The 23,291-nt window shown below is 63.8% G+C and carries 25 protein-coding genes; 10 read left to right on the forward strand and 15 right to left on the reverse strand.

Going from position 1 to position 23,291, the window contains the following annotated elements; translation table 11 throughout:
- Positions 1 to 548: 548 nt before the first annotated feature.
- Both ACQ5SA_RS00005 and ACQ5SA_RS00010 read right to left on the reverse strand, forming a co-directional pair.
- Positions 549 to 1,688, reverse strand: coding sequence for a hypothetical protein (locus ACQ5SA_RS00005; RefSeq protein ID WP_499311842.1), 1,140 nt, complete (start codon positions 1,686 to 1,688; stop codon positions 549 to 551).
- A 273-nt stretch (positions 1,689 to 1,961) separates the two neighbouring features.
- Positions 1,962 to 3,635, reverse strand: a complete 1,674-nt coding sequence (locus tag ACQ5SA_RS00010; RefSeq protein WP_499311844.1) for a retron Ec67 family RNA-directed DNA polymerase/endonuclease — start codon at positions 3,633 to 3,635, stop codon at positions 1,962 to 1,964.
- A 671-nt stretch (positions 3,636 to 4,306) separates the two neighbouring features.
- Here ACQ5SA_RS00010 and ACQ5SA_RS00015 point away from each other — a divergent pair.
- Positions 4,307 to 4,483, forward strand: a complete 177-nt coding sequence (locus tag ACQ5SA_RS00015; RefSeq protein WP_499311846.1) for a hypothetical protein — start codon at positions 4,307 to 4,309, stop codon at positions 4,481 to 4,483.
- Positions 4,484 to 4,625: 142 nt separating this feature from the next.
- On the opposite strand, the gene ACQ5SA_RS00020 is transcribed toward ACQ5SA_RS00015, so the two are convergent.
- Together ACQ5SA_RS00020 and ACQ5SA_RS00025 are read right to left on the reverse strand one after the other, a co-directional pair.
- A complete protein-coding gene (locus tag ACQ5SA_RS00020) occupies positions 4,626 to 4,982 on the reverse strand; it encodes a hypothetical protein (protein WP_499311848.1) in 357 nt (118 codons plus the stop codon).
- Between the two features lie 557 nt (positions 4,983 to 5,539).
- The gene (locus ACQ5SA_RS00025; protein WP_499311849.1) at positions 5,540 to 6,463 is read right to left on the reverse strand and encodes a LysR family transcriptional regulator; all 924 of its coding nucleotides are present in this window, start codon (positions 6,461 to 6,463) and stop codon (positions 5,540 to 5,542) included.
- A gap of 96 nt (positions 6,464 to 6,559) precedes the next feature.
- Between ACQ5SA_RS00025 and ACQ5SA_RS00030 the strand changes: the two genes are divergently transcribed.
- Both ACQ5SA_RS00030 and ACQ5SA_RS00035 read left to right on the forward strand, forming a co-directional pair.
- On the forward strand, positions 6,560 to 7,399 hold the full coding sequence (locus ACQ5SA_RS00030; protein WP_499311851.1) for a type 1 glutamine amidotransferase domain-containing protein: 840 nt from the start codon (positions 6,560 to 6,562) through the stop codon (positions 7,397 to 7,399).
- 98 nt (positions 7,400 to 7,497) lie between these two features.
- Positions 7,498 to 8,235 carry a hypothetical protein gene (locus tag ACQ5SA_RS00035; protein ID WP_499313234.1) on the forward strand — a complete coding sequence of 246 codons (738 nt, stop codon included), beginning with the start codon at positions 7,498 to 7,500 and terminating at the stop codon, positions 8,233 to 8,235.
- Between the two features lie 118 nt (positions 8,236 to 8,353).
- Here ACQ5SA_RS00035 and ACQ5SA_RS00040 read toward each other — a convergent pair whose 3' ends face one another.
- Complete coding sequence (locus ACQ5SA_RS00040) at positions 8,354 to 8,560, reverse strand: hypothetical protein (protein ID WP_499311853.1); 207 nt, start codon at positions 8,558 to 8,560, stop codon at positions 8,354 to 8,356.
- Positions 8,561 to 8,887: 327 nt separating this feature from the next.
- Here ACQ5SA_RS00040 and ACQ5SA_RS00045 point away from each other — a divergent pair, with 327 nt between their 5' ends.
- Positions 8,888 to 9,670: a 3-hydroxybutyrate dehydrogenase gene (locus ACQ5SA_RS00045; protein WP_499311855.1), complete on the forward strand. Its 783-nt coding sequence runs from the start codon at positions 8,888 to 8,890 to the stop codon at positions 9,668 to 9,670.
- On the opposite strand, the gene ACQ5SA_RS00050 is transcribed toward ACQ5SA_RS00045, so the two are convergent.
- The 6 genes from ACQ5SA_RS00050 to ACQ5SA_RS00075 form a co-directional block, all read right to left on the reverse strand.
- Positions 9,667 to 10,431 (reverse strand): COG4705 family protein, encoded by a 765-nt coding sequence (locus ACQ5SA_RS00050; RefSeq protein WP_499311857.1) that lies wholly within the window; start codon positions 10,429 to 10,431, stop codon positions 9,667 to 9,669. The two genes, ACQ5SA_RS00045 and ACQ5SA_RS00050, sit on opposite strands and share 4 nt — an antisense overlap.
- A gap of 189 nt (positions 10,432 to 10,620) precedes the next feature.
- Positions 10,621 to 11,148 carry a hypothetical protein gene (locus ACQ5SA_RS00055; protein ID WP_499311858.1) on the reverse strand — a complete coding sequence of 176 codons (528 nt, stop codon included), beginning with the start codon at positions 11,146 to 11,148 and terminating at the stop codon, positions 10,621 to 10,623.
- Positions 11,149 to 11,267: 119 nt separating this feature from the next.
- Entirely contained in the window at positions 11,268 to 11,708 is a 441-nt protein-coding gene (locus ACQ5SA_RS00060; protein WP_499311860.1) for a chemotaxis protein CheW, read from the reverse strand.
- A gap of 175 nt (positions 11,709 to 11,883) precedes the next feature.
- On the reverse strand, positions 11,884 to 12,342 hold the full coding sequence (locus ACQ5SA_RS00065) for an SRPBCC family protein (RefSeq protein WP_499311862.1): 459 nt from the start codon (positions 12,340 to 12,342) through the stop codon (positions 11,884 to 11,886).
- A gap of 2 nt (positions 12,343 to 12,344) precedes the next feature.
- Entirely contained in the window at positions 12,345 to 12,659 is a 315-nt protein-coding gene (locus ACQ5SA_RS00070; protein WP_100436164.1) for an ArsR/SmtB family transcription factor, read from the reverse strand.
- Between the two features lie 8 nt (positions 12,660 to 12,667).
- Entirely contained in the window at positions 12,668 to 13,123 is a 456-nt protein-coding gene (locus tag ACQ5SA_RS00075) for an SRPBCC family protein (protein ID WP_499311864.1), read from the reverse strand.
- A 318-nt stretch (positions 13,124 to 13,441) separates the two neighbouring features.
- Between ACQ5SA_RS00075 and ACQ5SA_RS00080 the strand changes: the two genes are divergently transcribed.
- Positions 13,442 to 13,966, forward strand: a complete 525-nt coding sequence (locus tag ACQ5SA_RS00080; protein WP_499311865.1) for a GNAT family N-acetyltransferase — start codon at positions 13,442 to 13,444, stop codon at positions 13,964 to 13,966.
- A gap of 12 nt (positions 13,967 to 13,978) precedes the next feature.
- Here the strand turns inward: ACQ5SA_RS00080 and ACQ5SA_RS00085 are convergent, their stop codons facing one another.
- Positions 13,979 to 14,434 carry a MarR family winged helix-turn-helix transcriptional regulator gene (locus ACQ5SA_RS00085; RefSeq protein ID WP_099821289.1) on the reverse strand — a complete coding sequence of 152 codons (456 nt, stop codon included), beginning with the start codon at positions 14,432 to 14,434 and terminating at the stop codon, positions 13,979 to 13,981.
- 82 nt (positions 14,435 to 14,516) lie between these two features.
- Between ACQ5SA_RS00085 and ACQ5SA_RS00090 the strand changes: the two genes are divergently transcribed.
- Positions 14,517 to 15,611 carry an FAD-dependent oxidoreductase gene (locus ACQ5SA_RS00090; RefSeq protein ID WP_499311867.1) on the forward strand — a complete coding sequence of 365 codons (1,095 nt, stop codon included), beginning with the start codon at positions 14,517 to 14,519 and terminating at the stop codon, positions 15,609 to 15,611.
- A 105-nt stretch (positions 15,612 to 15,716) separates the two neighbouring features.
- A complete protein-coding gene (locus ACQ5SA_RS00095; RefSeq protein ID WP_499311869.1) occupies positions 15,717 to 17,486 on the forward strand; it encodes an oleate hydratase in 1,770 nt (589 codons plus the stop codon).
- Between the two features lie 83 nt (positions 17,487 to 17,569).
- Here ACQ5SA_RS00095 and ACQ5SA_RS00100 read toward each other — a convergent pair whose 3' ends face one another.
- A complete protein-coding gene (locus ACQ5SA_RS00100; RefSeq protein WP_499311871.1) occupies positions 17,570 to 18,415 on the reverse strand; it encodes an oxidoreductase in 846 nt (281 codons plus the stop codon).
- A gap of 101 nt (positions 18,416 to 18,516) precedes the next feature.
- On the opposite strand from ACQ5SA_RS00100, the gene ACQ5SA_RS00105 reads away from it, so the two are divergent.
- The 3 genes from ACQ5SA_RS00105 (at position 18,517) to ACQ5SA_RS00115 (ending at position 20,723) form a co-directional block, all read left to right on the forward strand.
- Positions 18,517 to 19,470, forward strand: coding sequence for an AraC family transcriptional regulator (locus ACQ5SA_RS00105; protein ID WP_353099010.1), 954 nt, complete (start codon positions 18,517 to 18,519; stop codon positions 19,468 to 19,470).
- A 74-nt stretch (positions 19,471 to 19,544) separates the two neighbouring features.
- Positions 19,545 to 20,132, forward strand: coding sequence for a TetR/AcrR family transcriptional regulator (locus tag ACQ5SA_RS00110; RefSeq protein ID WP_353099011.1), 588 nt, complete (start codon positions 19,545 to 19,547; stop codon positions 20,130 to 20,132).
- Between the two features lie 90 nt (positions 20,133 to 20,222).
- Complete coding sequence (locus tag ACQ5SA_RS00115; protein ID WP_353099012.1) at positions 20,223 to 20,723, forward strand: hypothetical protein; 501 nt, start codon at positions 20,223 to 20,225, stop codon at positions 20,721 to 20,723.
- A 24-nt stretch (positions 20,724 to 20,747) separates the two neighbouring features.
- Here ACQ5SA_RS00115 and ACQ5SA_RS00120 read toward each other — a convergent pair whose 3' ends face one another.
- Both ACQ5SA_RS00120 and ftrA read right to left on the reverse strand, forming a co-directional pair.
- Complete coding sequence (locus tag ACQ5SA_RS00120) at positions 20,748 to 21,989, reverse strand: hypothetical protein (protein WP_353099013.1); 1,242 nt, start codon at positions 21,987 to 21,989, stop codon at positions 20,748 to 20,750.
- Between the two features lie 75 nt (positions 21,990 to 22,064).
- Complete coding sequence (gene ftrA / locus ACQ5SA_RS00125; protein WP_353099014.1) at positions 22,065 to 23,066, reverse strand: transcriptional regulator FtrA; 1,002 nt, start codon at positions 23,064 to 23,066, stop codon at positions 22,065 to 22,067.
- Between the last annotated feature and the right edge of the window lie 225 nt (positions 23,067 to 23,291).

A 23,291-nucleotide genomic window follows, 5' to 3' on the forward strand; every position in this document is an offset into this window, starting at 1 on the left:
GGGGGGAGGGGGGGGGGGGGGGGGGGGGGGCGGGGGGGGGGGGGGGGGGGGGGGGGGAGGGGGGGGGGGGGGGGGGGGGGGGGGAGGGGGGGGGGGGGGGGGGGGGTGGGGGGGGGGGGGGGGGGGGGGGGGGGGGGGGGGGGGGGGGGGTGGGGGGGGGGGGGGGGGGGGGGGGCGGGGGGGGGGGGGGGGGGGGGGGGGGGGGGGGGGGGGGGGGGGGGGGGGGGGGGGGGGGGGGGGGGGGTGGGGGGGGGGGGGGGGGGGGTGGGGGGGGGGGGGGGGGGGGGGGGGGGGGGGGGGGGGGGGGGGGGGGGGGGGGGGGGGGGGGGGGGGGGGGGTGGGGGGGGGGGGGGGGGGGGGGGGGGGGGGGGGGGGCTGACGCATTCACCGGCGTGGGTCGGTACATCCATCGCAGATGGTGACGTCCCGCTGCACGTAATGGTGCACATCGCGATCGGCCTCGCTCACCTTATCTGCGAGCACGCGATCGAGCTATCCCGCGCCATTGTGGAAGATTTCAGCGGTGTACTGCCATCGGTCAGACTCAACTACTTTGAGTTGTCGCGTTTCGTCCTCGCGGCGTCTCGCGTAGGATTAGGTGCGTCGGGCAACTCGATCTGTAATCTCGCCGCTTGCACGTCCTGCAAAAGGCGCGATGCGAGCTCCGCATGCCCAGGCTCCTCGGAACCAATTCTACTTAGTACACGAAGAATGACTTTCAGGCGTTCCTCTATCTGGGCTAGAAGCGAAACATAGAGAAGAATATGTTCCTCAACGTAGGATAGGCAGTGATGTGCATGCTGTCGCATCGCTGCCAAGTTACGGCCATACCTCGGTATAAGTGATAGCTCCTTGCCGATCTCATCGCGGAGAAAGCTTTCCTTATCGCGGCCTTTCTCCACTAGACGCCTTACAAAGGCGTCCTCGTTATACCGGTAAGCATTGGCCGCGCGGTCGTGATTGAAGTTGCTTAGATACGTGGTGCTTCGGATGCACTCAACCACAGCATCATCGTGCTCAGGGTGGTCTATTAGGAACTTGAGAACGTCAGACTGCCCAGCAATCTCCTGATTCTCTTTGGCTGCAAGCACTCGAGCACGTCTTACCCAGCGAAGCGTGGCTCTTTGATTTCGGAGATTGATGTCGACCGAATCGTAGATCTTGAGATCTTCCGGGGTCGCCAGCCGAACCACATCGTGTATCTGCTCAAGGAGTGGCGATTGAGTCAGGTCGTGGGGGGAGCAGAAATCAGCATTGGGCACAAGCTGTATGCCAGCTGCCGAAAAGCTTTGAGCGACCAAGCGAGAGCAGAACTGGCCGCTGCTGGCACCACTGCGGGAATGCCTGCTACGAAATGCTGCCCCGATTGCCTCAATCGTCGCGTACGGAGCAGCAGTCTTCTGACGGGCTGTGGACATGACAGTGTGGAGCAACTCGGTATTCAGAGGCGACCGCATCCTGTACACCGCCAAGTGCGCCGGATTTCTCACCAGAACTCGCTGGGGGTTTTTGCTAAAAACACCTCCACTCAATGTCGCCTCAATCATTGAGTTGCTGTCGTAGAGGAGGGCGTGGGAGTACCTGCCCCCGGTGGCAAGCATGATGGCCTTGCTGTGCGGCATGATGCCGGCTTGAAGGACGATATCGCCAGGCTGCAGTTTCGCTCGATCGAGCAGATAGCGTTCCATGTGATCAAATTTTGCAAGCAATGATTGCAATTCTAACCCGACTTTCAATCAAGTCGAACGGCAGTAGATCAAGCGCTGTTGGTACCGGACTCCTTAGACTCAACTTCCAAGTGCAACACCCCACAACCGGGTAGGGTGCCCGCACGGGAAGCTCAGTGAACAATTCAAACGAGCAGCTGCGTTGGTTGAAAATTGCCACGCCCCGCTCATTCTCTATCCAAATTTGCACCGGACAGTGTCTGCGCACGTCAGGGGACTGGAAGTGTGCCGCAGCTATGCAGTGTGCGCATCAATCACTTTGACGATCTGATCCAGGAGTGGCTTAAATCCAGAAAAATCGATCGTCTTCCAGTTTGGTCGAACGATCTGTTCGGCGAAGTACGATTTGCTTACTTCATTCGCCTTGTTAGCATTGCTAGTAAAATTGATGGTTTTTCCGCCCAGGGCTGACGTCACGAAAGCTGGATCAAAGCAGTCTTCGATACAGTGACTTGGATGGCCCAGCGGCGTGGTGAGCATGACGTAGAGGTTATCAAAGACGCGTACTACCTGAGTTCCAGCGACCGGCGCGGTCTTCTTGATGCCGCTAATCATGTTCATGACACCAGGAGCTACGCTGTCGTTATCGAATATGGCAATGATTGGCCGGCTTCCCTTCGGGCCTTGGATATGGCGATACTCGTCGTGGTATTCCTTGATGAAGTTGATCAATGGCTTGGCGCCACCACTGAGGCCGAACAAGCGCTCAATGGTTTTTGTCTGCCGCAGCAGCTGAACAAGCAGCCCGGCCTTGTTCGCAAGGGCGGGGTATGCAGGCGCAAGGTTTCTAATCGCCGCGTTTAGATACACTGAATCCGTCTTGCCTTCAAAGACGAGCATCGGCATGTCAGGAGAAGCAAAGCGCGTGTAGAATAAGAATCGACGGTTAAGCTTCTCTATGGCGCTCAACTTTAGGGGCAACGGTGAGGCACCCCGGCGGAACGCCTCCGCTTGTTGGAGGAAGCTGATCATTCCTTGAAGCTGTGGCCGAGTGCCCGTCTCTTTGAAAACACTTGTAACCCCAGTCGCACTAATAGTGGCGTTGGCACGATGAAAGTCGCCAGTGCTGCAGAGATGGTGCACCATCACACGCACGCGACGGCGATAGTCCGCGTTGACGTTTACGACCTTGTTGACGACGATTCCCGTGACTTCTTGACGCGACCTACGGTAGGCCATGCGGGTCTTTGACGGATTAATCGTGAAGCCCGATGCGTGAACGGCATGAAGCACATCTTTCGACAGCATCCAGTCATTCGGAGCTGCTTCACCTGCGATTGCAGGCGGAAATTCGGGCGTCGAGGTCGAGAACGTAATATCGTCAGCGTATCGAGAATACGAGCAACCGTGAGCTCTCGCCAGCTTGACCAACCTCATGTCAAGGATGTTCCCGATCAGATTGGAAATAACGGGTGAGGTGGGTGCACCCTGCGGGAGTTTGCTGTTGTGGCAAGCTATTTGAGCGATGAGCGTCGCAACATCCGGCGCTAAGCTGAAGTGCTTGTTGGTGATGAAAAATCCACGCACTCGGCCAAAGTTAATAGTGCCAAAGAAATCCTCCAGGTCGAAGTTCAATACGTACTTCTGATTTCTGTGTACGTCGGCATTCGTCATTATGGAATGGCCTTTTCGGAAGCCGTGCGACAATCGTCGCCTCACACCTAGAGATGCCTCGATCTCCTGCTCACACTCTTGCAGGAGATCGGATAGCTTACGCTGCGCCAGCTTTAGCTGTGGTATCGGAGCGTGGATGGTTCTCCTTCCACCTGAGCGCTTAGGAATATCAAACGCGCTATAGCGCCCCTTGGTTCCCCAGGATACGTAGCCAAGCGCCTTGGGTTGGAAGTCAATGAGATGCGCGACGTCGCTTGCACTGGTGCATCCCTTTAGCGCTAGCAGCTTGCTCATGCCTCATCCATACCGTGATGGGAGAAAAGGGGTTGCAGGAACTCTCTTGCACGCATGGCGAGCGTAGAGCTGCACTCTGCGCCACCCGGCAAATCCACCTTGCAATTGTTTCTAATGCCGCGATACAGCGGCAACCAAATCTTCCTGCAACCCCAGCTGTAGAGAATAGCGAATCGAGCATTGTTCTTCTAGCCAGCAGGTCCCATTTCCCTGCCGAATATGGAGATGCATGATTTGATTGGGGGCCGTAGTCAGTCCCCGCCCCGGCTAGTGTTCGCTATCAGGGGCCAGGGAGGTCACGGGGCAGAAGGGGTGTTCACAGGTTGCCTCGCCCGACAGAGCTATCTCCGGATTACGGCTAGCGCTCGATGAGCTGTCTGACTCTCTCGTCCCCAGGCCGCTATTCCACACCGCTGGTGTCCCCCACCATTCACTCGCGTCGAGGGTCAGCCTGCACCCATTCGAGCGGCCCACGCCCAGCCCACTACCTCAGTTGCAGCCTTCGATCAGTATGGCCTCAATTCCCGGAATGGCACCCTCTGCCAACTTGAAGGCTACCAACGCGACGAGGCTGGCGCGCCATTTCAGGAAAGCAGCAAAATCTGACCCAAGCTTTTCAGCAAGGAGTTGTCCGGACAAAGGGTCACCGCATCAAGCTCCACGGCCTAATCGTGGTGGTCGTCGTGCGCGGCGGGCTGTTCATGCGCATTGGCCGGGGCCACGGCGGACAAGAGGGTGGCGTAGCGCTGACCGGAAGCGGTTGGCCGGACATCGCAGCAGGCGCGGTGATCGCGCTGCTGTTCCTGAAATCCGTGCTGGGCGTGATCGGCGAGGCGTGGCCCGCGTAGTGTGTAGCGATGAAGTAGCAAGCGGTTGGGGCAAGCGCTGGCTAGGGCTGTGCCGCGTGGGCGTCCGCTTCTGGCCGGAAGCGGACGTTGGCCGATACTTCGCTCGATCAAACCAGCTGCTCGTGTGCTCGCTTGGACTCAATCACCCCGGCCTAACCTCCCGACAAGCCCACTCAACCAGCCCCCGGCAAGCCAGAAACAACCCGTCCACCACCCCCTCATCCAAATGCCGCTCCGGGTCCGCCGCCACCCGGCAGCGGTCCGCCGCATGCAGCACCTCCAACACCGTCAGCGCTCCCACCATCGCGCGTTCGCTGCGTGCCAGGCTCACTCGGCGGCCGGGTGAAACGTCGTTCTCCGGCCAGGGCAGTCCATCTGCACCCTCGCAGTCGCGAATGCGCTTGAGGATGCCGAGTAGGGAGTTCAGGTCGGGCAGGGGAGTGTCGTCGTTGATGGGCTCAACAACGGTGTACGAAGAGAAGGTCTCGGATTCGTTCATGGCGTCGGTTTCCTTGGCTGTGCTTAACAGCGCCACCGCGTAAGCGGGGTGGCGGACGATGCGTGGCTGCAAACCGGGATGAGATAGCACCATAGACCGGTGGGCCCGAAGACCCCCACGCACCGCCCGCCATAAAGGCCGACGGATTGCCCGCCGGCACCGGTTAAGGACGGTGCCGACGGGCAAGCGCAAACAACTGGTGCTTTTCTCATCGCGGGTTTGCAGACCCGGTGCCACCCGTTGTCGGTGGCACGCCATGGTGTTTACGCGGTCGCTTCGAATGCAAATTGGAACTCGCGAAGAAATCGCGCGATTCGAGAGCGAAGAACTATTGTTACACGCGCCCTTCGTGCAGCACGCGACGCCACGAGACGCATTCGCGCAGCCGCTATGTTGATTGCGAATCAAAGTGGCGCAATCGCCCGTGCCACAAGCGAATAGTGCGATGGCCTTCTTTGCAACAGTTCTTAGTCGGCCTTGGCAGGGAGCTGCGCCGCATCAGCCGCGTGGTCCGAAAATCGGTTCAAACCCGACACCGCTAGGGAGGATCAGATACCTCAACCAACGCCTTCCTCGACGGCCGCCGCATTCCCCACCAGCAGCTCAATCATCGCCCGCGCCGCCGCCGACTGCCGCCGATGCGGCGCATAGATCACCGAAAACGGCCGCGATCTCCCACGCAGCTGCGGCAGCACTTCCACCAGCTCCCCACGCTGCAGCCGCTCACGCACGATGAACTCATAGCTCTGGCAGATGCCTATGCCCTGTTCGGCCAGCGACACCACGCCCAACACATCGTCGGAGGTCTCGATGGACGAACGCGGCAGCCAGTCCACGTCGCGCCCGCCGTCGCGGAAGATCCACGGCGCCAGCCGCCCGGTGCGCGGCATCACGAAGGGCAGGCACAGGTGCTGCTGCAGGTCGTCCAGCGTCTGCGGCGTGCCGCGGCGCTGCAGGTAGTCCGGCGCGGCCACCAGTAGCAGCGGGGCGTCTTCCAGCGTGCGCCCCACCAGCCCGCTGTCCGGCAGCTGGCCCAAGCGGATGGCCAGGTCGAAGCCTTCGGCCACCAGGTCCACGTTGCGGTTGGTGATGTTCAGTTCCACCTGCACCTGCGGGTACTGCTGCGCAAAGCGCGCCAGCACGGGCGGCAGCCGGTAGTGGCCATAGGTGGTCGGCACGCTCAGGCGCACGCGGCCGGCCAGCGCACCGTCCTGGGCCAGTACGTCGCGCTCGGCGTCGTCCAGCAGGCCGAAGGCGGTGCGCACCTGTTCCCGGTAGAGCCGTCCGGCGTCGGTCAGGCCCACGCGGCGGGTGGTCCGCTGCAGCAGCTGCCGGCCCAGCCGCGCTTCCAGACGGGTGACCGCGCGGCTCAGCACCGAGGGCGTGGTGGACAGCGCCACCGCGCCGGCCGTGAACGAGCCGTGCTCGACCACCGCCAGGAACACCTCCACGTCGCCCAAGTAGTCGAACTTGCGGCTCATTTGGCTCTCCGGGGAACAGATGTTTTGCGATGGGGCCAATTTATCGCCGCTGGGGCGATGAATAAAGTGGCGGCCATTCCCCGATAGGAGCTCCCCATGAACCTGATGACCCGGCTGGCGGCAGCGCTGGCCCTGACCCTGGCCGCTACCGGCGCCCATGCCGCCAACGTGCTGGTGGTGCTGTCCGACGAAAACCATCTGGACCTGAAGGACGGCAAGGTGCTGTCCACCGGCTTCTATCTCAACGAGTTGATGCAGCCGGTCAAGCTGCTGCTGGACGCGGGCCACGAAGTGACCTTCGCCACGCCGCAGGGGCGGGCGCCGACGGTGGATGCGTCCTCGGTGACGCCGGCGTACTTCGGCAACGATGCCGCGCAGTTGAAGGTGCACAAGGACCTGCTGGAGAAGCTGGCGCTGACCTCGCCGACCGCCTCGCCGGTGGTCAGCCTGGCGCGTGTCGAGCAGCAGGGCTACGCGCGTTTCGATGCGGTCTACATTCCCGGTGGCCACGCACCGATGCAGGACCTGCTGAAGAACCCGGCGCTGGGCCGGTTGCTGGCCGACTTCCACCAGCGCAACAAGACCACTGTGCTGGTCTGCCACGGGCCGATCGCGCTGCTGTCCACGCTGCCGGATGCGGGTGGTTTCGTGGCGACGCTGGAAGCCGGTGCGATGCCGGCTACGCCGAAGTGGATCTACAGCGGTTACCAGATGACGGTGATCAGTAATCAGGAAGAAGAGCAGGCCAAGCCGCTGCTGGGCGGCGGTGAGATGAAGTTCTACCCGCAGACCGCGTTGCAGCGGGCGGGTGCGTGGTTCAGCAGCAACACCACGCCGTGGACCGGGCATGTGGTGGTGGATCGTGAGCTGATTACCGGGCAGAACCCGGCTTCGGCGTTGGAGGTGGGGCAGCGGTTGGTGGAGCGGTTGAAGTAAGTCGGTTTCTTCATCGCATGCTGCGCCATGGCACCATGGTGGACTGGCTTCGTCCTTTTGGGCGAGGTCGGTTTTTCAGGGAAGCCATTCAACACGACATGCGAACGTCCATCCTCTTCATTCTCTCCGCCCTGTGCCTTGGCCTGCTGTCTGGCTGCGCCAGTGGGCCGGATTACCACCATTCCAGTCGCGAGATTACCGGCGCGTTCGTGGCCGACGACGGCAAGCTGTACCTGTTGCCGGTCTATGACGAGCCGATGCGCTTCGACGCCACGCCGTTCCGTGATTACCGCGCCCTGATGGACAGCCCGCTGCGCGAGGCCGTGGTCTGCGCGCAGCTGTACTTCCGTGAGGACTGGCGCGTTCCGGCCGACAGGAGCAAGGTGCATGGCAGCTACGCGCTGCTGCTGCGGCCGGAGCAGGTGACGCCGGAACAGGCCACGCAGTTCAAGCTGGAGCGGTTGGAGATCAGCCCGCGGGTGGCCAAGGCCATCGCTGCGTTGACGCGCCAGCCGTACATCCTTGAAGCCCGGAGCCGCTACGAGCTGGCGGCCAACCCGGACTGCAATCTTTCCAGGCAGGGCGGCAGCTATTACAGCGCGCTGTTCGAGAGTGATGGCGAGCGGGTGAAGTTGCCGAACGCTGCTGCGCTGTCCGCGAAGGCGAAGTTGCCGCAGTCGATTACTGCGCGGGCTGAGCGGATCCGGCCGGACGATACGGACAAGCCAGGGGTTGGGGCGACGGCCGGGAAGGTCCTGGGCGCGGCGTTGGTGCCTGTGGCAGTGCCGGTGTTTGTGTTGAGCCTGCCGTTTTTGGGGCCGGATCATTGGAAGTGATGGGGCTTACCTGTGGAAATCGGTAAGCAGCAAGTACGCCGTGGTGGCGCCCGTGTTTTTTTCTGTCACAGCCATCTTACCGCGAGGCGGGTCGGCAGCACGATTGAGTGTGCTGACACTAACTCCTGCGCGAATTCTGCCACCACTGCTTCAATGCAAGGAACAAATGAAGCAGCAGGAAGATGGCTGCGAAATATCCCCATATCCGCAGGCCGATGCTGAGATCGTCCGGATGGTGGCGATTGGTGAGAAGGGTGAAGTACGCGAGACCAAATAGGGCAGCAAGAAGCTGTGTACCCACAAGGCCTTTCATCATGGAACTCATTTCTGCTTCTCCAGCTCTTTTTGCACGATGCTCGCGCCGGCTTAACTTGCTTGTGCTTTGAGGTGATCGGAGGCCACCTTGGCTATAAGTCGGGGGGCGAGCGTATTCCGGCCGGAGGGAAGGAAAGCCTGGGTCCAAGCATAGTGGGTGTGGTGCCAGGTGCGGGTTCCTAGAGCCGGATCATTGGAACAGAGGACGCCTTGAATTGAGGGGCATCCACGCATGGCGTGGATCTAGTGAGGCTGCGGGGTGAGTTTAGGGAAGGCAGCTGCATGGCGTGGATCTACGGAGCTACACTGGCTGCCTACGCCCGATGGAAGCTCGCCCATGTTCAATGGAAAAGTTGCGGTGGTCACCGGCTCTACCAGCGGTATCGGTCTTGGCATTGCCACCGCGCTGGCGCGGCAAGGCGCCGACATTGTGTTGAATGGATTTGGCGATGCGGCGGAGATCGAACGCATACGTTCCAGCTTGGAAGCCGAGTTCGGTGTACGGGTGGCGCATGATGGAGCCGACCTGTCCCGTGGTGAGGCGGTGCGGGATATGATCGCCAACGCCGTTGCGAAGATGGGACGCATCGACATCCTGGTGAACAACGCGGGCATCCAGCACACCGCATCGATCGAGGAGTTTCCCGTAGCGAAGTGGGATGCGATCCTCGCGCTGAATCTCTCGGCGGTGTTCCACTCAACGGCGGCGGCCTTGCCCTACATGAAGCAGCAGGGATCCGGTCGCATCATCAACATCGCGTCGGTGCATGGGCTGGTTGGCTCGGTGAACAAGTCTGCCTATGTGGCGGCCAAGCATGGTGTGGTGGGGTTCACCAAGGTAACGGCGTTGGAGAACGCGGGTACCGGCATCACCGCCAACGCCATCTGCCCGGGGTGGGTGCGAACGGCGCTGGTCGAGCAGCAGATCACGGCATTGGCCAAGAAGGACGGCACGGATCAGGAGTCCGCGGCGCGCGCTCTGCTGGCCGAGAAACAGCCTTCGTTGCAGTTCGTGACGCCTGAGCAGCTGGGGGAGATGGTGGTGTTCCTGGCCTCGGATGCCGCGGCGCAGATCACCGGTACGGCGCTGCCGGTGGATGGCGGCTGGACGGCGCGCTAGCTCGCCGGCTGCGCGCGCCGCTGCAGCATCGGCACCGCAACCAGCGTTACCAGGATGGTGAACAACACCAGCGAAGAACCCACGGTACCGAAGCCGAGGCCGCCTTTTTCCATCGGCTTGGTGAGCAGGTCGCCGAAGGTCGCTCCGAACGGACGCGTGAGCACGAAGGCGATCCAGAACAGCACCACCCGGTTCATGCCCTTGATGCGGGTGGCCAGCGCGGTCAGCGCGATGAGGCTGCCGATCAGCAGTGCGCCGCCGGTGAAGCCCAGCCCGGAATCATCGGCGAGGAAATCGCCCAACGCGGTGCCGAGCGTGTTGGAAAACAGCACGGCGGTCCAGTAGAAGCCTTCGGCGCGGCGCGATGCGATGTGGCTGACCGAGATCGACTTTTCCGATAGCCGCCACGCCAGCAAGACCAGTGCTAGGCAAGCCGCCAACAGCGTTGCCCCGGTGGCGTAGCCCAGCCCCAGCGTGCGGTCGATCAGGTCGGACATCGTGGTGCCGGCGGTGCTGGTAGCCAACACCACCGACCAGAACAGCAGCGGGTGGAAGTGCCGTGCGGACATTTGCACGGCCAGCAAGCCAGCGAAGATGGTCACCAGGATGGCCGAGCTGGCGACGTAGCCCAGATTGAGCGTCATCGATAGCAGGTCGCCGGCGGTCTCGCCCAGTGTGGTGGCGGCAATCTTCATCACCCAGAAGCCGAGGGTGACCGCCGCCACTTTGCTGTGCAGGGAGTCTGCGTTTGAAGCGCTCATCGAGAGTTGTCTGGAATGTCTGCAGGCGATGCTGTGATGGGCGCCGTCGGAGGGCGGTCGGAATCGGGTTCGGCGTGAGTGAGTGCGAGGACAGCATTCAGCCGGCGGCCAGTGCATCAGCCAAGCAGGGGTTGTCCCGCCATCGGAGCGGAGAAGCCTCAGGATCGCAAGCGATCCTGAGGCCCTCTTTTAGTCCAAGTTAAGTCGCGATAATGTCCCAGCAGCCGGGGTGATCTCAACCCTGCGCACGCAACCGAACTTCGTGCCCTTGAACCAGAATGCGATGACTGAATCTCCCACTTGGGTTCCGAGAGTATTCCATTCAAGATCACTCGCGGCGTGATTTATCACCAGAATGCTGGGATACCGTTTGCGGATCGAAGAAAACGGTATGCAGCTGCCTGAAAGATCGAATGAAACGGCATCGGCACGATTGTTCTTGCCCATCACAACAGCGACGTCATCGGCAAACAGTGACTGACCAATCTCCGCGCGCCGTGCTTGCGCTGCATTTGAGCTGGAGATATCTGTGCGCGCAATGGAGGGGGGGATGAGCTTCTGCAGATCACGCCCATCACCCGGTAACGCAATGGCAATTCTCTCTGTCAGGGTCCAGAACTTCTGCTGTGCCTCTGGACTCGCCTTTGGCTCGGAGGCCGAAACGCTGGAGGAGAGCATTGCGGCTGAAAATACTAGTGCACTTGTGAAGAATTTCATCTTGCAGACTGCCTCCCGAGTATGAACACAGCAAGCATGGCAGCCTCGCGCCACGACGGCGATTCTGGCCGCTGTGCTCGCCGGGCATGGCCCGGCGCTACTGTGTGCGGTGACCCGCGTTACCGAAGCCGCATTGGATCAATCAGGGGAATCTCGCCGAGGGCGTCCAGCGTGACGTGATGGTTGCAGAACCCGAACGGGAACTCCGCGGTGGGCTGCACTTGAGGGCGTGGCACGCTTTCGATCTCCCGCACCTCGTCGACGGCCAGAGCGAGGGTCTCCCCGCCGGCCTGCATCAGCAGCATGGCCGGGCAGCCGTGGGCGAATGCGGCCAAGCCAGTGGCCTGGCGCAGATCGACCACCGGCAGGGCGTGGCCGCGCACGGTGAGATGCGGGCGCGCGCTACTGCCGGGGCGATCAAAGGTTTCAGGCCCGCGGATTTCAATCGCGGCTTCAACATCGATGGCAAACAGGTGGGTACCGGCCCGCACAACAACAACTTCAATGAAGGCCGGCGACGACGGGGCCGGTTCACCGGCCGAAGGGGAAGAGGGCTGCAAGAGGAACCTGTGGAAGGGTATTTAGACTGCGTCGCAATGATGCCGTGTCGACGTGGTGTAACGCGTGCCTGACGGGTGAGCGGCCAACACGTGTTGCATGCGTCGTTCAGCGGAATCAAGGCGCCTTCACGGGTTGGCTTGGGCCGGGGCGCGAGTTGCCAGCCATGGGCTGGCACTACTGGGGTTTGGCGAAGACGTCCAGGCCTTTGCCGGTTTCCAGCAACGACTTCAGGCTCGACAGCACGATCGGCCAGCCCTGGCGAATACCGGTATCCATGCCGCTGCCCGGTTCCAGCTCGTCATGAGTCACCGTCAGCTTGACCATGTCCTCATACGGCACGATCTCGAACGTCACCCGGCTGTAGGCCTTCGGGTTGTCCGCCTGCGAGGCGGCCGCCCAGGTGATCACCAGCCGCGAGGGTGGGGTGTTTTCCACCACGTCGCCGATCAGTTCGACCTTGCGTTCGTCATTGGCGCGCACATGCTGCCAGCGCGAACCGGGTGTCCAGTCCGATACGTTTTCATGGCCCCAGTAGGTGCGGGCAATCTCCGGCCGGGTGATGGCCTCGAACACCTTCTGCGGTGTGGAGGCGATATAGATCACGTGGATGAAACGGGTGGATTCAGCGCTCATCGTCATTCTCCTTCCAGTTCCTGTTTGAGGTCATGCAGCAGGCTCAGGCGCTGCTGCTCGAACTTGCTTACCCAGCGCGTATAGACGTCGTGCAGCGGCACCGGGTTGATGAAGTGCAGCTTCTCGCGGCCGCGCCTGACGGTGCTGATCAGGTTGGCGTCTTCCAGCAGGCCCAGGTGCTGGGTGACCGATTGCCGGGCCATCTGCAGGTGCTCGCAGAGTTGCCCCAAGGTTTGCCCGTTGCGCTCGCACAGCAGGTCCAGCAGCGTGCGGCGCGTGGGGTCGGCCAGTGCCTTGAACACCTTGTCTGCATCCATGGGGGCCTTCAGTTCCAGTTGTCGATCTTGATGTCGTGCGGGCTGGGCTGGCCGTGGCCGGTTTCCAGCAGGGATTTCAGGCTCATCAGGAAGATGGCCCACTTGGTGCTGCAGTGGTGCATGAACTCCACGCGTTCCTTCCAGCCTTCGTGGCTGAACAGCACGATGCAGTAGTCGCCGTCCTGGTGCAGGGCGAAACGCGCGGTTGTTCCGATCCATTCCGGCGGGCCGTCGATGAATTCCCACAGCACCCGCTCGTTCGGCTGCAGTTGCAGCAGCTTCATCTGCATGGCGCCGATTTCCTGGCCTTTGGCGGTGAAGCGGGCGGTGACGGTGCCGCCGGGGTGGCGGTCACCGGTGGTGTCTTCGGTCCACCAGGCGGCGATGCCTTCGGGAGTGGCCAGGGCCTGGTAGACCTGGGCCGATGGGGCGTTGATGCCGACTCTGTGTGCGATATCCACCATGACTGCGGCTCCACGGTGGGCGGCGGGGTGCCGTCCGTGGGATCACAATAGGCAGGTAAATGCCTGCATGTCAACTCCGCCGCCGTGGAGCCTAGGCCGGTGGATGCGGCGCCATGGATTTTCGCCGTGGTAGTGCCGGCCGCTGGCCGGCAGCCAGGGGAAGGTGAGTGATTGCAGTTGCCGGCCAGCGGCCGGCACTACCGGTCAGCGGCGCGCAATGGACTTTTGGCCGTGGTGATGCCTGGTGCGCGGCGGCATTCTGGGCGGAGCCGGGCGATTGCAGCCGTTCGGGTTCGTTGAATGAAAGGAGTACTACGCGTGAGTGATGCAGGAAAAGAGGCGCTGACGATTCGTCGCGCCAGCGTGGCCGATGCGCCTGCGGTGCTGGGGTTGTTCGATGAAGTGATTGCGTGGTTCGTGGCCATCGGCAATCCGCAGCAGTGGGGCACTGAGGCCTGGTCGTCCATTCCGCGCCGCATCACCCAGGTGACCGACGCCTGCGCGCTGCCCGGTGCGTGGGTGGCGGAAACCACTCAGGGCGAGGTGCGTGCGTTCCTGGCATTGGGTGAGGCCATGCCGTATGTGCCTGCGGCAACCGAACCCGAGTTGTACGTGCGCGTGCTGATTGCTTCACGCGATGCGCGGGTGCGGGGTATCGGCCGTCGCTTGATGGCGTTCGCCGACGAGCAGGCACGCGCGGCGGGCTTGGATTACCTGCGCGTGGATTGCTATGGCGGTGGCAGTGGCGAGCTGGTGCGCTTCTACGAATCGTGCGGTTACGAGCGGCTGTCGACCTTCAACGTGGATGGCTGGCCGGGACAGGTGTTGGGCCGTCGTCTGTGAACTGACGGCGTCTCAGTTCTCTGCGTCCTGCAGCGCCGCATGCAGTTTGTCGGTGATCTGCTGCAGCGCGGCCAGGTCGTCGGCTGAGAGGTGGTCGAGGAAATTACGGCGCACGCTGGTGACATGAACCGGCCGTGCTGCGCCAAGCTGGGTGCGGCCTTCTGCGGTCATGCGGATCACCACCACGTTGTCACTGTCGGTGTCGCGCTCGATCAGGCCACGGCCGGCCATGCGGGTGAGCTGGTGCGAGAGCCGGGTCTTGTCCCATTCCAGGTAGTCCAGCAGTTCGCGCTGTCGGCGGCAGCGGTCCTTGGCCTTGCTCAGTTCCATCAGCACGACGAAGTCGGCACTGGAGAGCCCGGTGCTGCGGGTGATGTCGTGGACGATGCGGCCGGAGGTGATCTCGGCCATGCGCCGGAAGCCGCGCCAGGCGGCCCACTCGTCGGGAGTGATGGTGGGTGAGGTCATGAGCCCACGTTGCCCGTGTTCGGTTGACGTGTCAACCAGAACGTTCTACGGTTGATATATCAACCATTCTATGGGCCGCCTCATGCCGCACCCTCCACGTATCGCCATCATCGGCGGAGGCCCCGCCGGCCTGACCGCCGCCCTCATCCTGCATCGCGGCGGCCACCGCGTGAGCGTGTACGAGGGCGAGTCGTCGGGGCAGCAGCGCACCCAGGGTGGCACGCTGGATCTGCACGAGGATTCCGGCCAGGTGGCGCTGCAGCGCGCCGGTCTACTGGAGGCGTTCCGCGCGGTGGCACGCCACGAAGGCCAGGAGGCGCGGGTGGGTAACCCGTGGTCCGGGGCGATTACCGCCGGTGGATTCGGGCCGGAGGGGAGCATGGACAAACCGGAGATCGACCGCGGTGACCTGCGCCAGCTGATGCTGGATGCGCTTCCGGCCGACACGGTGCAGTGGGGCCATGGCCTGACCGCGCTGGAACCCGCAGATGCAGGCCAACACAGCCTGCGCTTTGCCAACGGCGTGCAGGCCGAGGCGGACATCGTGATCGGTGCCGATGGTGCGTGGTCGAAAGTGCGTGCTGCCTTGAGTGCCTGCCAGCCGCTGCCGACCGGTATTACCTTCTTTGAAGGATGGATCACGCAGCCTGCGGTGGATATCGGGGCCATGGTGGGGCAGGGCAGCCTGTTCTGCTTTGGCGGCGAGGAGGCGCTGTTCGTGCAGCGCAACAGCGGTGATCGGTTCTGCGTGTATGCGGCGCTGAAGCGCCCTTCTGATTGGCTCGATGCGCAGATCGCGCAGCACGGTATGCGCGCGCTGGTGGCAGGCAGCTACACCGGCTGGGCGCCGAACCTTCGCCATATTCTGGACGCGTGCACCGACTTCGTGCGGCGGCCGATCTACAGCCTGCCGGCGGATTTCCGCTGGACACCGCGCAATGGTGTGACGCTGATCGGCGATGCAGCCCATCTGATGCCGCCGGTAGGCGTGGGCGTGAACCTGGCGATGCTGGATGCCTCGGATGTGGCGATGGCGTTGTGCGCGCAGCCGGACGCAGTGAGTGCCATCCGCCAGGCCGAAGCGGTGGTCTGCGAGCGCGCCAGCGCGCTGATGCCAGATGCCATCCAGGGGTTCCAAGGTTGGTTCACTACCGAAGCAACTGCTGACGGCGGTTGAGAGCGCTTGCATCGGGCATGCGTCACTGCGTCGCAGCCTCTCTGCAGGATGCGGTACATCGGTTCAGCGCTAGAGTGGGCATACCCATCCAGGAAGGAGACGCGCATGTATTACAGCAGTGGCAACTACGAGGCCTTCGCGCGCCCGCGCAAGCCGGCGGGCGTGGACAACAAAACGGCGTGGTTCGTGGGTTCGGGCCTGGCCTCGTTGGCCGGTGCGGCGTTCCTGGTGCGCGATGGGCGCATGCCCGGCGAGCGCATTACCATTCTGGAGCAGCAGCAGATTGCCGGTGGCGCGCTGGATGGCCTGAAGGTGCCGGAGAAGGGTTTCGTGATCCGTGGCGGCCGCGAGATGGAAGACCACTTCGAGTGCCTGTGGGACCTGTTCCGCTCGATTCCGTCGCTGGAAATCGACGATGCCAGCGTGCTGGACGAGTTCTACTGGCTGAACAAGGACGACCGGAACTATTCGCTGCAGCGTGCCACCGTCAACCGGGGCGAGGACGCGCATACCGATGGCTTGTTCACCCTGAGCGAGCAGGCGCAGAAGGACATCATCGCGCTGTTCCTGGCCACCCGGCAGGAGATGGAGAACAAGCGCATCAACGAAGTGCTGGGCCGCGATTTCCTGGACAGCAATTTCTGGCTGTACTGGCGCACTATGTTCGCGTTCGAGGAATGGCATTCGGCGCTGGAGATGAAGCTGTACCTGCATCGCTTCATCCACCATATCGGCGGGCTGCCGGACTTCTCTGCGCTGAAGTTCACCAAGTACAACCAGTACGAATCGCTGGTGCTGCCGCTGGTGAAGTGGCTGCAGGAGCGCGGCGTGCGGTTCCAGTACGGCACCGAGGTGACCGATGTGGACTTCGCGCTGCAGGAAGGGCGCAAGCAGGCCACGCGCATCCACTGGACGCGGAACGGCGAGGCCGGTGGCGTCGATCTGGGCGCGGACGATCTGCTGTTCATGACGATCGGTTCGCTCACCGAGAATTCCGACAACGGCGACCACCATACTGCTGCGCGCTTGAATGAAGGCCCGGCACCGGCGTGGGACCTGTGGCGACGCCTCGCGGCCAAGGATGCGGCGTTCGGACGCCCGGATGTGTTCGGTGCGCATATACCGGAAACCAAATGGGAATCGGCGACGGTGACCACGCTGGACGCGCGCATTCCGGCGTACATCGAGAAGATTGCCAAGCGCGATCCGTTCAGCGGCAGGGTGGTGACCGGCGGCATCGTGAGCGTGCGCGATTCGCGCTGGCTGATGAGCTGGACGGTGAACCGCCAGCCGCACTTCAAGAACCAGCCGAAGGACCAGATCGTGGTGTGGGTGTACTCGCTGTTCGTGGATACGCCGGGCGATTACGTGAACAAGCCGATGCAGGACTGCACGGGCGAGGAGATCACCCGCGAGTGGCTGTACCACCTGGGCGTGCCGGTGGAGGAGATTGACGAGCTGGCGGCGACCGGCGCGAAGACGGTGCCGGTGATGATGCCGTACATCACCGCGTTCTTCATGCCGCGCCAAGCCGGTGACCGCCCGGACGTGGTGCCGGAGGGCGCGGTGAACTTCGCCTTCATCGGCCAGTTTGCCGAATCGAAGCAGCGCGACTGCATCTTCACCACTGAGTATTCGGTGCGCACGCCGATGGAAGCGGTGTACACGCTGCTGGGCATCGAGCGCGGCGTGCCGGAGGTGTTCAATTCCACCTACGACGTGCGCACGCTGCTGGCGGCGACCGGCCGCCTGCGCGATGGCAAGGAGCTGGACATTCCGGGGCCGGCGTTCCTGCGCAACCTGCTGATGAACAAGCTGGACAAGACCCAGATCGGTGGGCTGTTGCGGGAGTTCAAGCTGGTGCAGGACGACTGAGCGAGCGCGGTGTAGGTAGCGCCGGGCCCTGCCCGGCGGTTTCCACCGAGTGGGCCGCGTCGCTCGCCGGGCATGGCGCGGCGCTACCGCAACGCTGCGCCATCGGTTGAGCGGCTGAGGTATTCCCAGGTATCGATGCTGTCAGCCATCGATGCCAGCTTCGCCCGCACCAGTTGCACGGCGTCACTGCCCAGCAGCAGATGGCTGGGCGGCGCATCGCTTTCGATGACCTGCAGCATGGCCTGCGCAGCCTTCACCGGATCGCCCAGCTGGTGTCCGCTCTTGGCCTCGCGTGCGCGGCGAATCGGGTCGAACAGCGCGTCGTAGTCGCCGATGCTGCGCGAGGCCCGCACCATCGAACGACCGGCCCAATCGGTGCGGAACGAACCCGGCGCGACAGCGGTCACGTGGATGCCGAATGACGCCATTTCCTTGCCCAGCACTTCGCTGATGCCTTCCAGCGCGAACTTGCTGCCGCAGTACCAGGCGATGCCGGGCAGGGTGATGAAGCCGCCCATGGAGGTGATGTTGAGGATGTGGCCGCGGCGGCGCGCGCGCATGTGCGGCAGCACGGCCTTGATCAGCGCGGCGGGGCCGAAGACGTTCACTTCGAACTGATGGCGCAGTTCGTCCAGCGTGGATTCTTCGAGGATGCCTTCGTGGCCGTAGCCGGCGTTGTTGACCAGCACGTCGATGGCGCCGATGTCGGCTTCGACGGTGGCCACCAGTGCATCGATGGCGGCATCGTCGGTGACGTCCAGCAGACGGCCGAAGGCGTGACCCGGCGCGAGGGCTTCGAAATCCTGACGGGCGGTTTCGCTGCGCACGGTGCCGACCACGCGATGGCCGGCCAGCAGCGCCTGCTGGGCCAGGGCGCGGCCGAAGCCGCTGCTGACGCCGGTGATGAGGAGGAGGCGGGATATGGTCATGGACGAGGGCTCGTAGCTGGGGTCTTGCACGTTAGTGGTTGAGTGCGGGGCAGCCCAGGCCTAAGCTTCGGTCGTTCTTGCCTATTCCTATGGGGCACCCGATGCGATTGACCGATGACCCGCTGCAGCATCCGGCGCAGGCGCGCATGGTCGGCCTGTTGCAGGCGCTGGCCGTGGACGAGGGCTACACGCTGACGGCAGTGCCCGGTGTGCGGCTGCTGCGCTCGAACCGGCCACTGGAGCGCACGCCGGTGCTGTACGACCCGGGCATCGTGATCGTCTGCCAAGGCGTGAAGCGCGGCTATCTGGGCGGGCAGGTCTACCAGTACGACGCGCAGCACTACCTGGCGGTGTCGGTGCCGGTGCCATTCATCATGGAAACCGAGGCCACGGCGGAGGCGCCGCTGCTGGCGATCTACCTGCATCTGGACCTGCAGCTGGCGGCGGATCTGCTGATCGAACTGGGCGAGCGCGCCGCCAGCACCGAAGTGCCGGCACAGAGCATGATGTCCAGCCCGATGCAGGGCGCGATGCAGGCCACCGTGCTGCGCTTGCTGGAAGCGCTGGCCGATCCGTTGGAGGCAGATGTGCTGGGGCCCTCGCTGGTGCGCGAGCTGTATTTCCGGGTGCTGACCGGCGCACAGGGAGGGGCGATGCGCGAGGCGCTGGCCATGCGCGGGCGCTTCGGCCGCATCGGCAAGGTGCTGCGGCATATCCATGCGGCCTATCCGACGGCGCTGGATGTTGATGCACTGGCAGCGCAGGCGCAGATGAGCGTGGCCACGTTTCATGATCACTTCCGCAGCATTACCGGCACCTCGCCGATGCAGTACGTGAAGTCCACGCGGCTGCACCAGGCGCGGCTGCTGATGCTGCGGCAGGGCATGACGGCTGAGGCGGCATCGCTGGCGGTGGGGTACGCCAGTCCGTCGCAGTTCAACCGGGAGTTCAAGCGCCTGTTCGGGTTGCCCCCGGCGGCCGAGGTGGCGCGCATGCGGCGAAGTTTTGCGTTGCCGCCGGCGTCGGCCGATGCGGTGTATGTGTCTTCGCATTGACCGCTACGCTCGCCGGGCATGCCGGGCGAACGATGCGGTTGACAGGTCGTCTACCTACTAGTAGGGTTGCATCCATGAAAGAGTCACTCTCCCCCAAGGCGCACGAGATCCTGGCGCATGCCCGTTCGCTGCTGGAAGCCGGTGGCTACAACGGTTTCAGCTATGCCGACGTGTCCGCGCGGGTGAACATCAGCAAGGCGAGCATCCACCACCATTTCCCCAGCAAGGCCGACCTGGTGCGCACGGTGGTGGAGCTGTACCGGGCGGAGGCACGCGAGGGCCTGGCGCTGCTGGATCGGCAGCTGGGGGACCCGTTGCAGGAGCTCAACGCCTACGTGGACTACTGGTCGGCCTGCATTGCCGGTGGCACGGCGTCGTTCTGCATCTGCGCGATGCTGGCCGCCGAGATGCCGATGATTCCGCTGGAGGTTGCCGACGAAGTGCGCGGGCACTTCGAGGATCTGACCAGCTGGCTGACCGCGACGCTGGAGAAGGGCGTGGCCCGAGGCCAGCTGCGCCTGCAGGGCACGCCTGCCGACGAGGCGAAGGCCTTCATGGCGTCGGTGCATGGCGCGATGCTGGCGGCGCGCGGTTTTGGTGATGCAGCGACGTTCGCGGCGCTGGCACGGTTGTCGATTGCCCGGGTGAGCGCGGCGGCCTGAGTGTTTCCCGGAAGGCCTGCGCGAAGCGGGTCTTCTTTTTGTCCATCGAATCTACCTACTAGTAGGTTCATAACTCCAGCAGAGGTTGCCATGAGTCATCCGCTTTCTCCCTTGGGCGTCGTACACACCGCGATCAGCCTGATTCCCATTGTCGGCGGCGTTTACGGATTCATCCGCCATCGCGCCATTGATCCAGCTACGCGCACGGGCAAGCTCTATCTGCTGGGATTGGTGTTGTCGGTGGCGACGTCGTTCACCGTCTCCAGCACCGGGGGTCTCAACCCTGGTCATGCGTTTGGCGTGGTGATCCTGCTGATTGCATTCGGTGGCGTGCTGGCGGCGCGGCTGCGGTTCCTTGGCCGGTTGGCGCCCTATCTGTCCACGTTCGCGCTGTCTTTCAGCTTCCTGCTGTCGTTGGTGCCGGGCGTGAATGAAACGCTGACGCGACTGCCGGTGGCGCATCCGATTGCGGCCGCGCCCCTGGCACCGGTGATCCTGCAGACGTTGCTGGGGTGTGCGGCGGTGTTTGCGATCGGCTTCGTGGCGCAGTGCTGGCGGATACATGCGCGCAACGCACGCGCACGCGGCTGACGCTGCGCGGGACCGTCCGGGTGATCAGTCCGCCAGCGGGACTGGTGCGTCTTCGCCATAGGTGGCGTTGGCGCTGCCGCACGTCGCGTACGCCGCCGCGCTGGCAGGCAGGCCGGTGGCCTTGATGGCACGCCGCGAATCGACGTTGGACACTTCCACGTAGCGCTCTGCTGCCAGCGTGCCGTCGGGCAGAACGTAAAGCAGCACGCGTTGCAGGGTGGATTGGCCGTCCAATGGCTGTGGCTGGCGGAATGCAGGAACCTGCACGCGCGCGCGATGCCATTCCTGCGGTGCGGCGGCAGTCTGCCAGCGAACCTGCAACGGCTGGTCGAGATTCAACAGCGCGACACCGGTGGTGTGGTTGGACGCCGTGCACGCAGCGGGGGGCGCAGCAATGGGCGCGATGGCGTCGTCGCCGATGTCCAGCGTCGCGCCGTTGATTTCCAGGCGCACGATCGGCGCCGCGCCGTAGTTGTGCGTCCTGAACTGCACCAGCCCTTCCACGCGGCTGCGCTCGAGCTCGTATTCGGTAGCGCCGGCCAGACGCGCCAGCGCGGGGGCAACCTCGACGTGGTCGGCATAGTGGTAGTAGAGGTGCACGATGCCCGGCCCCCCCGATGTACCCCACACGCGGGTGAGCGCTGTGGTCTCCGGATAGGACTGGCGACGCAGGGGCAGGCGGGTGCCGGTGCCCCCGGGCGGGGCGCCGTAATGGTAGTGCTCGATGCCTGGTTTCAGTCGTGCGTTGTCGTAGGGGAAGGCGCTGTCTGCATCGGACTGTGCGTTCGGGTAGCGATGGAAGGCAACGAAGCGCTCGGGTGTCTGCCCATTCATGGGCAGGTCGGGCCCGGCACCGGAGTAGGTGGAGGCGTAGGGTGAGGTGTCCAGCCACAGTGCATTGCCACTGAGGTTGATGTGCGTTTCTGCGATGGCTGCGCGTGAGCCACCGGTGGCGGTGTCCACGGTACTGTGCAGCGCTTGCCCCAGGGGAACGATGAGCAGGGCGAGGACAGTGGGCAGGAACATCACGGCATGCACACGGCCCGGCACATGCCCGCGCTCGCGCACCATGTAGCGAATCCAGGCCAGCAGGAGCAGCACCAGCAGCGGCACGCCAACCCACAGCGCGAGGGTGACCAACGCCACTACGCCCCAGCCGAGATTCGGGGTGCAGACCGCGATCAGGCCAAGCGCGGCGAGGAGGCTGGCCAGGACCAGCGAAACGCCGATACCGAAGCGGTAGTTCCTGTATGGGGTAGCAGTCATCACCGTTCCATCGGCAGGCCAGGGCGTGCCTGCATCTTGCCGGGTGGATGGCTGCGTGGAAAGACCGGGCGGTTGTCAGCAGCCCACCAGCCGGTCAGCGCTGATGCCACTGCGATGCTGGTTGCGGTATTCGATGGGGCTGGCGTCGACCATGCCGCGGAAGTGCCGGCGGAACGATTCCTGCGAGCCGAAGCCCGCCTGTTCGGCCACCCATTGCAGCGGCCGGTCGGTGGTTTCCAGCAGCTCGCGGGCGTAGGCCACGCGCTCGCGGATGAGCCAGTCGATGGGGGACAGGCCGGTGGCTTCGAGGAACTGCCGCTGCAGGGTGCGCTGGCTCAGCGCGGCCTGCTCGGCGAGGCTGCCCAGCGAATGCGGTTCGCGGAGATTGCGCCGCATCCATTCCATCAGTTTCGCCAGCCGCGTGGGCTCGCCCAGCGGGATCGCGCGGCTGACGCGCTGGCTGCGTTCGGCATCGCGCCACGGCGCCAGCACCAGTCGTTCGGCGACCAGGTTGGCTACGCGCGCGCCGTAATCCTTGCGCACCATGTGCAGCATCATGTCCATGCCGGTGGCCGACCCGGCCGAGGTGATGATGCTGCCGGCGTCCACATACAGCACGTCGTCGCGTACGTGGATGCGTGGGAATTTGCGGGCCAGCGTTTCGGTGAGCCGCCAGTGGGTGGTGGCTTGGCGACCATCGAGCAGACCGGCCCAGGCGAGCACGAACGCGCCGGAGCAGATGGACGTGATGCGTGCGCCGCGCGCGTGGGCACGGGTGAGGGCATCGAGCAGCGCCTGCGGTGGGCGCTCGCTGGGTTCGCGCCAGCCGGGAATGACGATGATGTCGGCGTCGTCGACGGCGCTCAGATCGTAGGGCAGCTGTACCTGCGCGCTGCCGAGCATGCGCAGCGCACCGGGCTCGCCAGCGCAGAGCTGGGTGCGGTACCAGGCCACGCCCAGTTCGGGGCGGATGGGCGCGAACAGACCGACCGCGCAGCCGAATTCGAACAGACCCTGGCCGTGGCAGGCCACGATGGCGACGGTGGGCGCGTTCGGTTCGGCAGGCAGGGTGGGCATGGCTTGATGCTACCGACGCAGGCACGTGCCGCTGAGTGGCGCGCGGGCATGAGGTGATGCCCGCGGGGTATATGGAGACCGGGGTCAGATCCTTTCCGCAGGAAGGGCTCTGACCCTGCGGATTCGCGTGCTTGGGGTCAGCGTGCATGGGGTCAGAGCCCTTTCCTTCGGAAAGGGATCCGACCCGGTGTGTGCGGGCTGCGTAAGGTCATTACCAGCAGTCAT

Source organism: Stenotrophomonas indicatrix (assembly GCF_050573115.1).
Taxonomy (GTDB): Bacteria; Pseudomonadota; Gammaproteobacteria; order Xanthomonadales; family Xanthomonadaceae; genus Stenotrophomonas; species Stenotrophomonas lactitubi_A.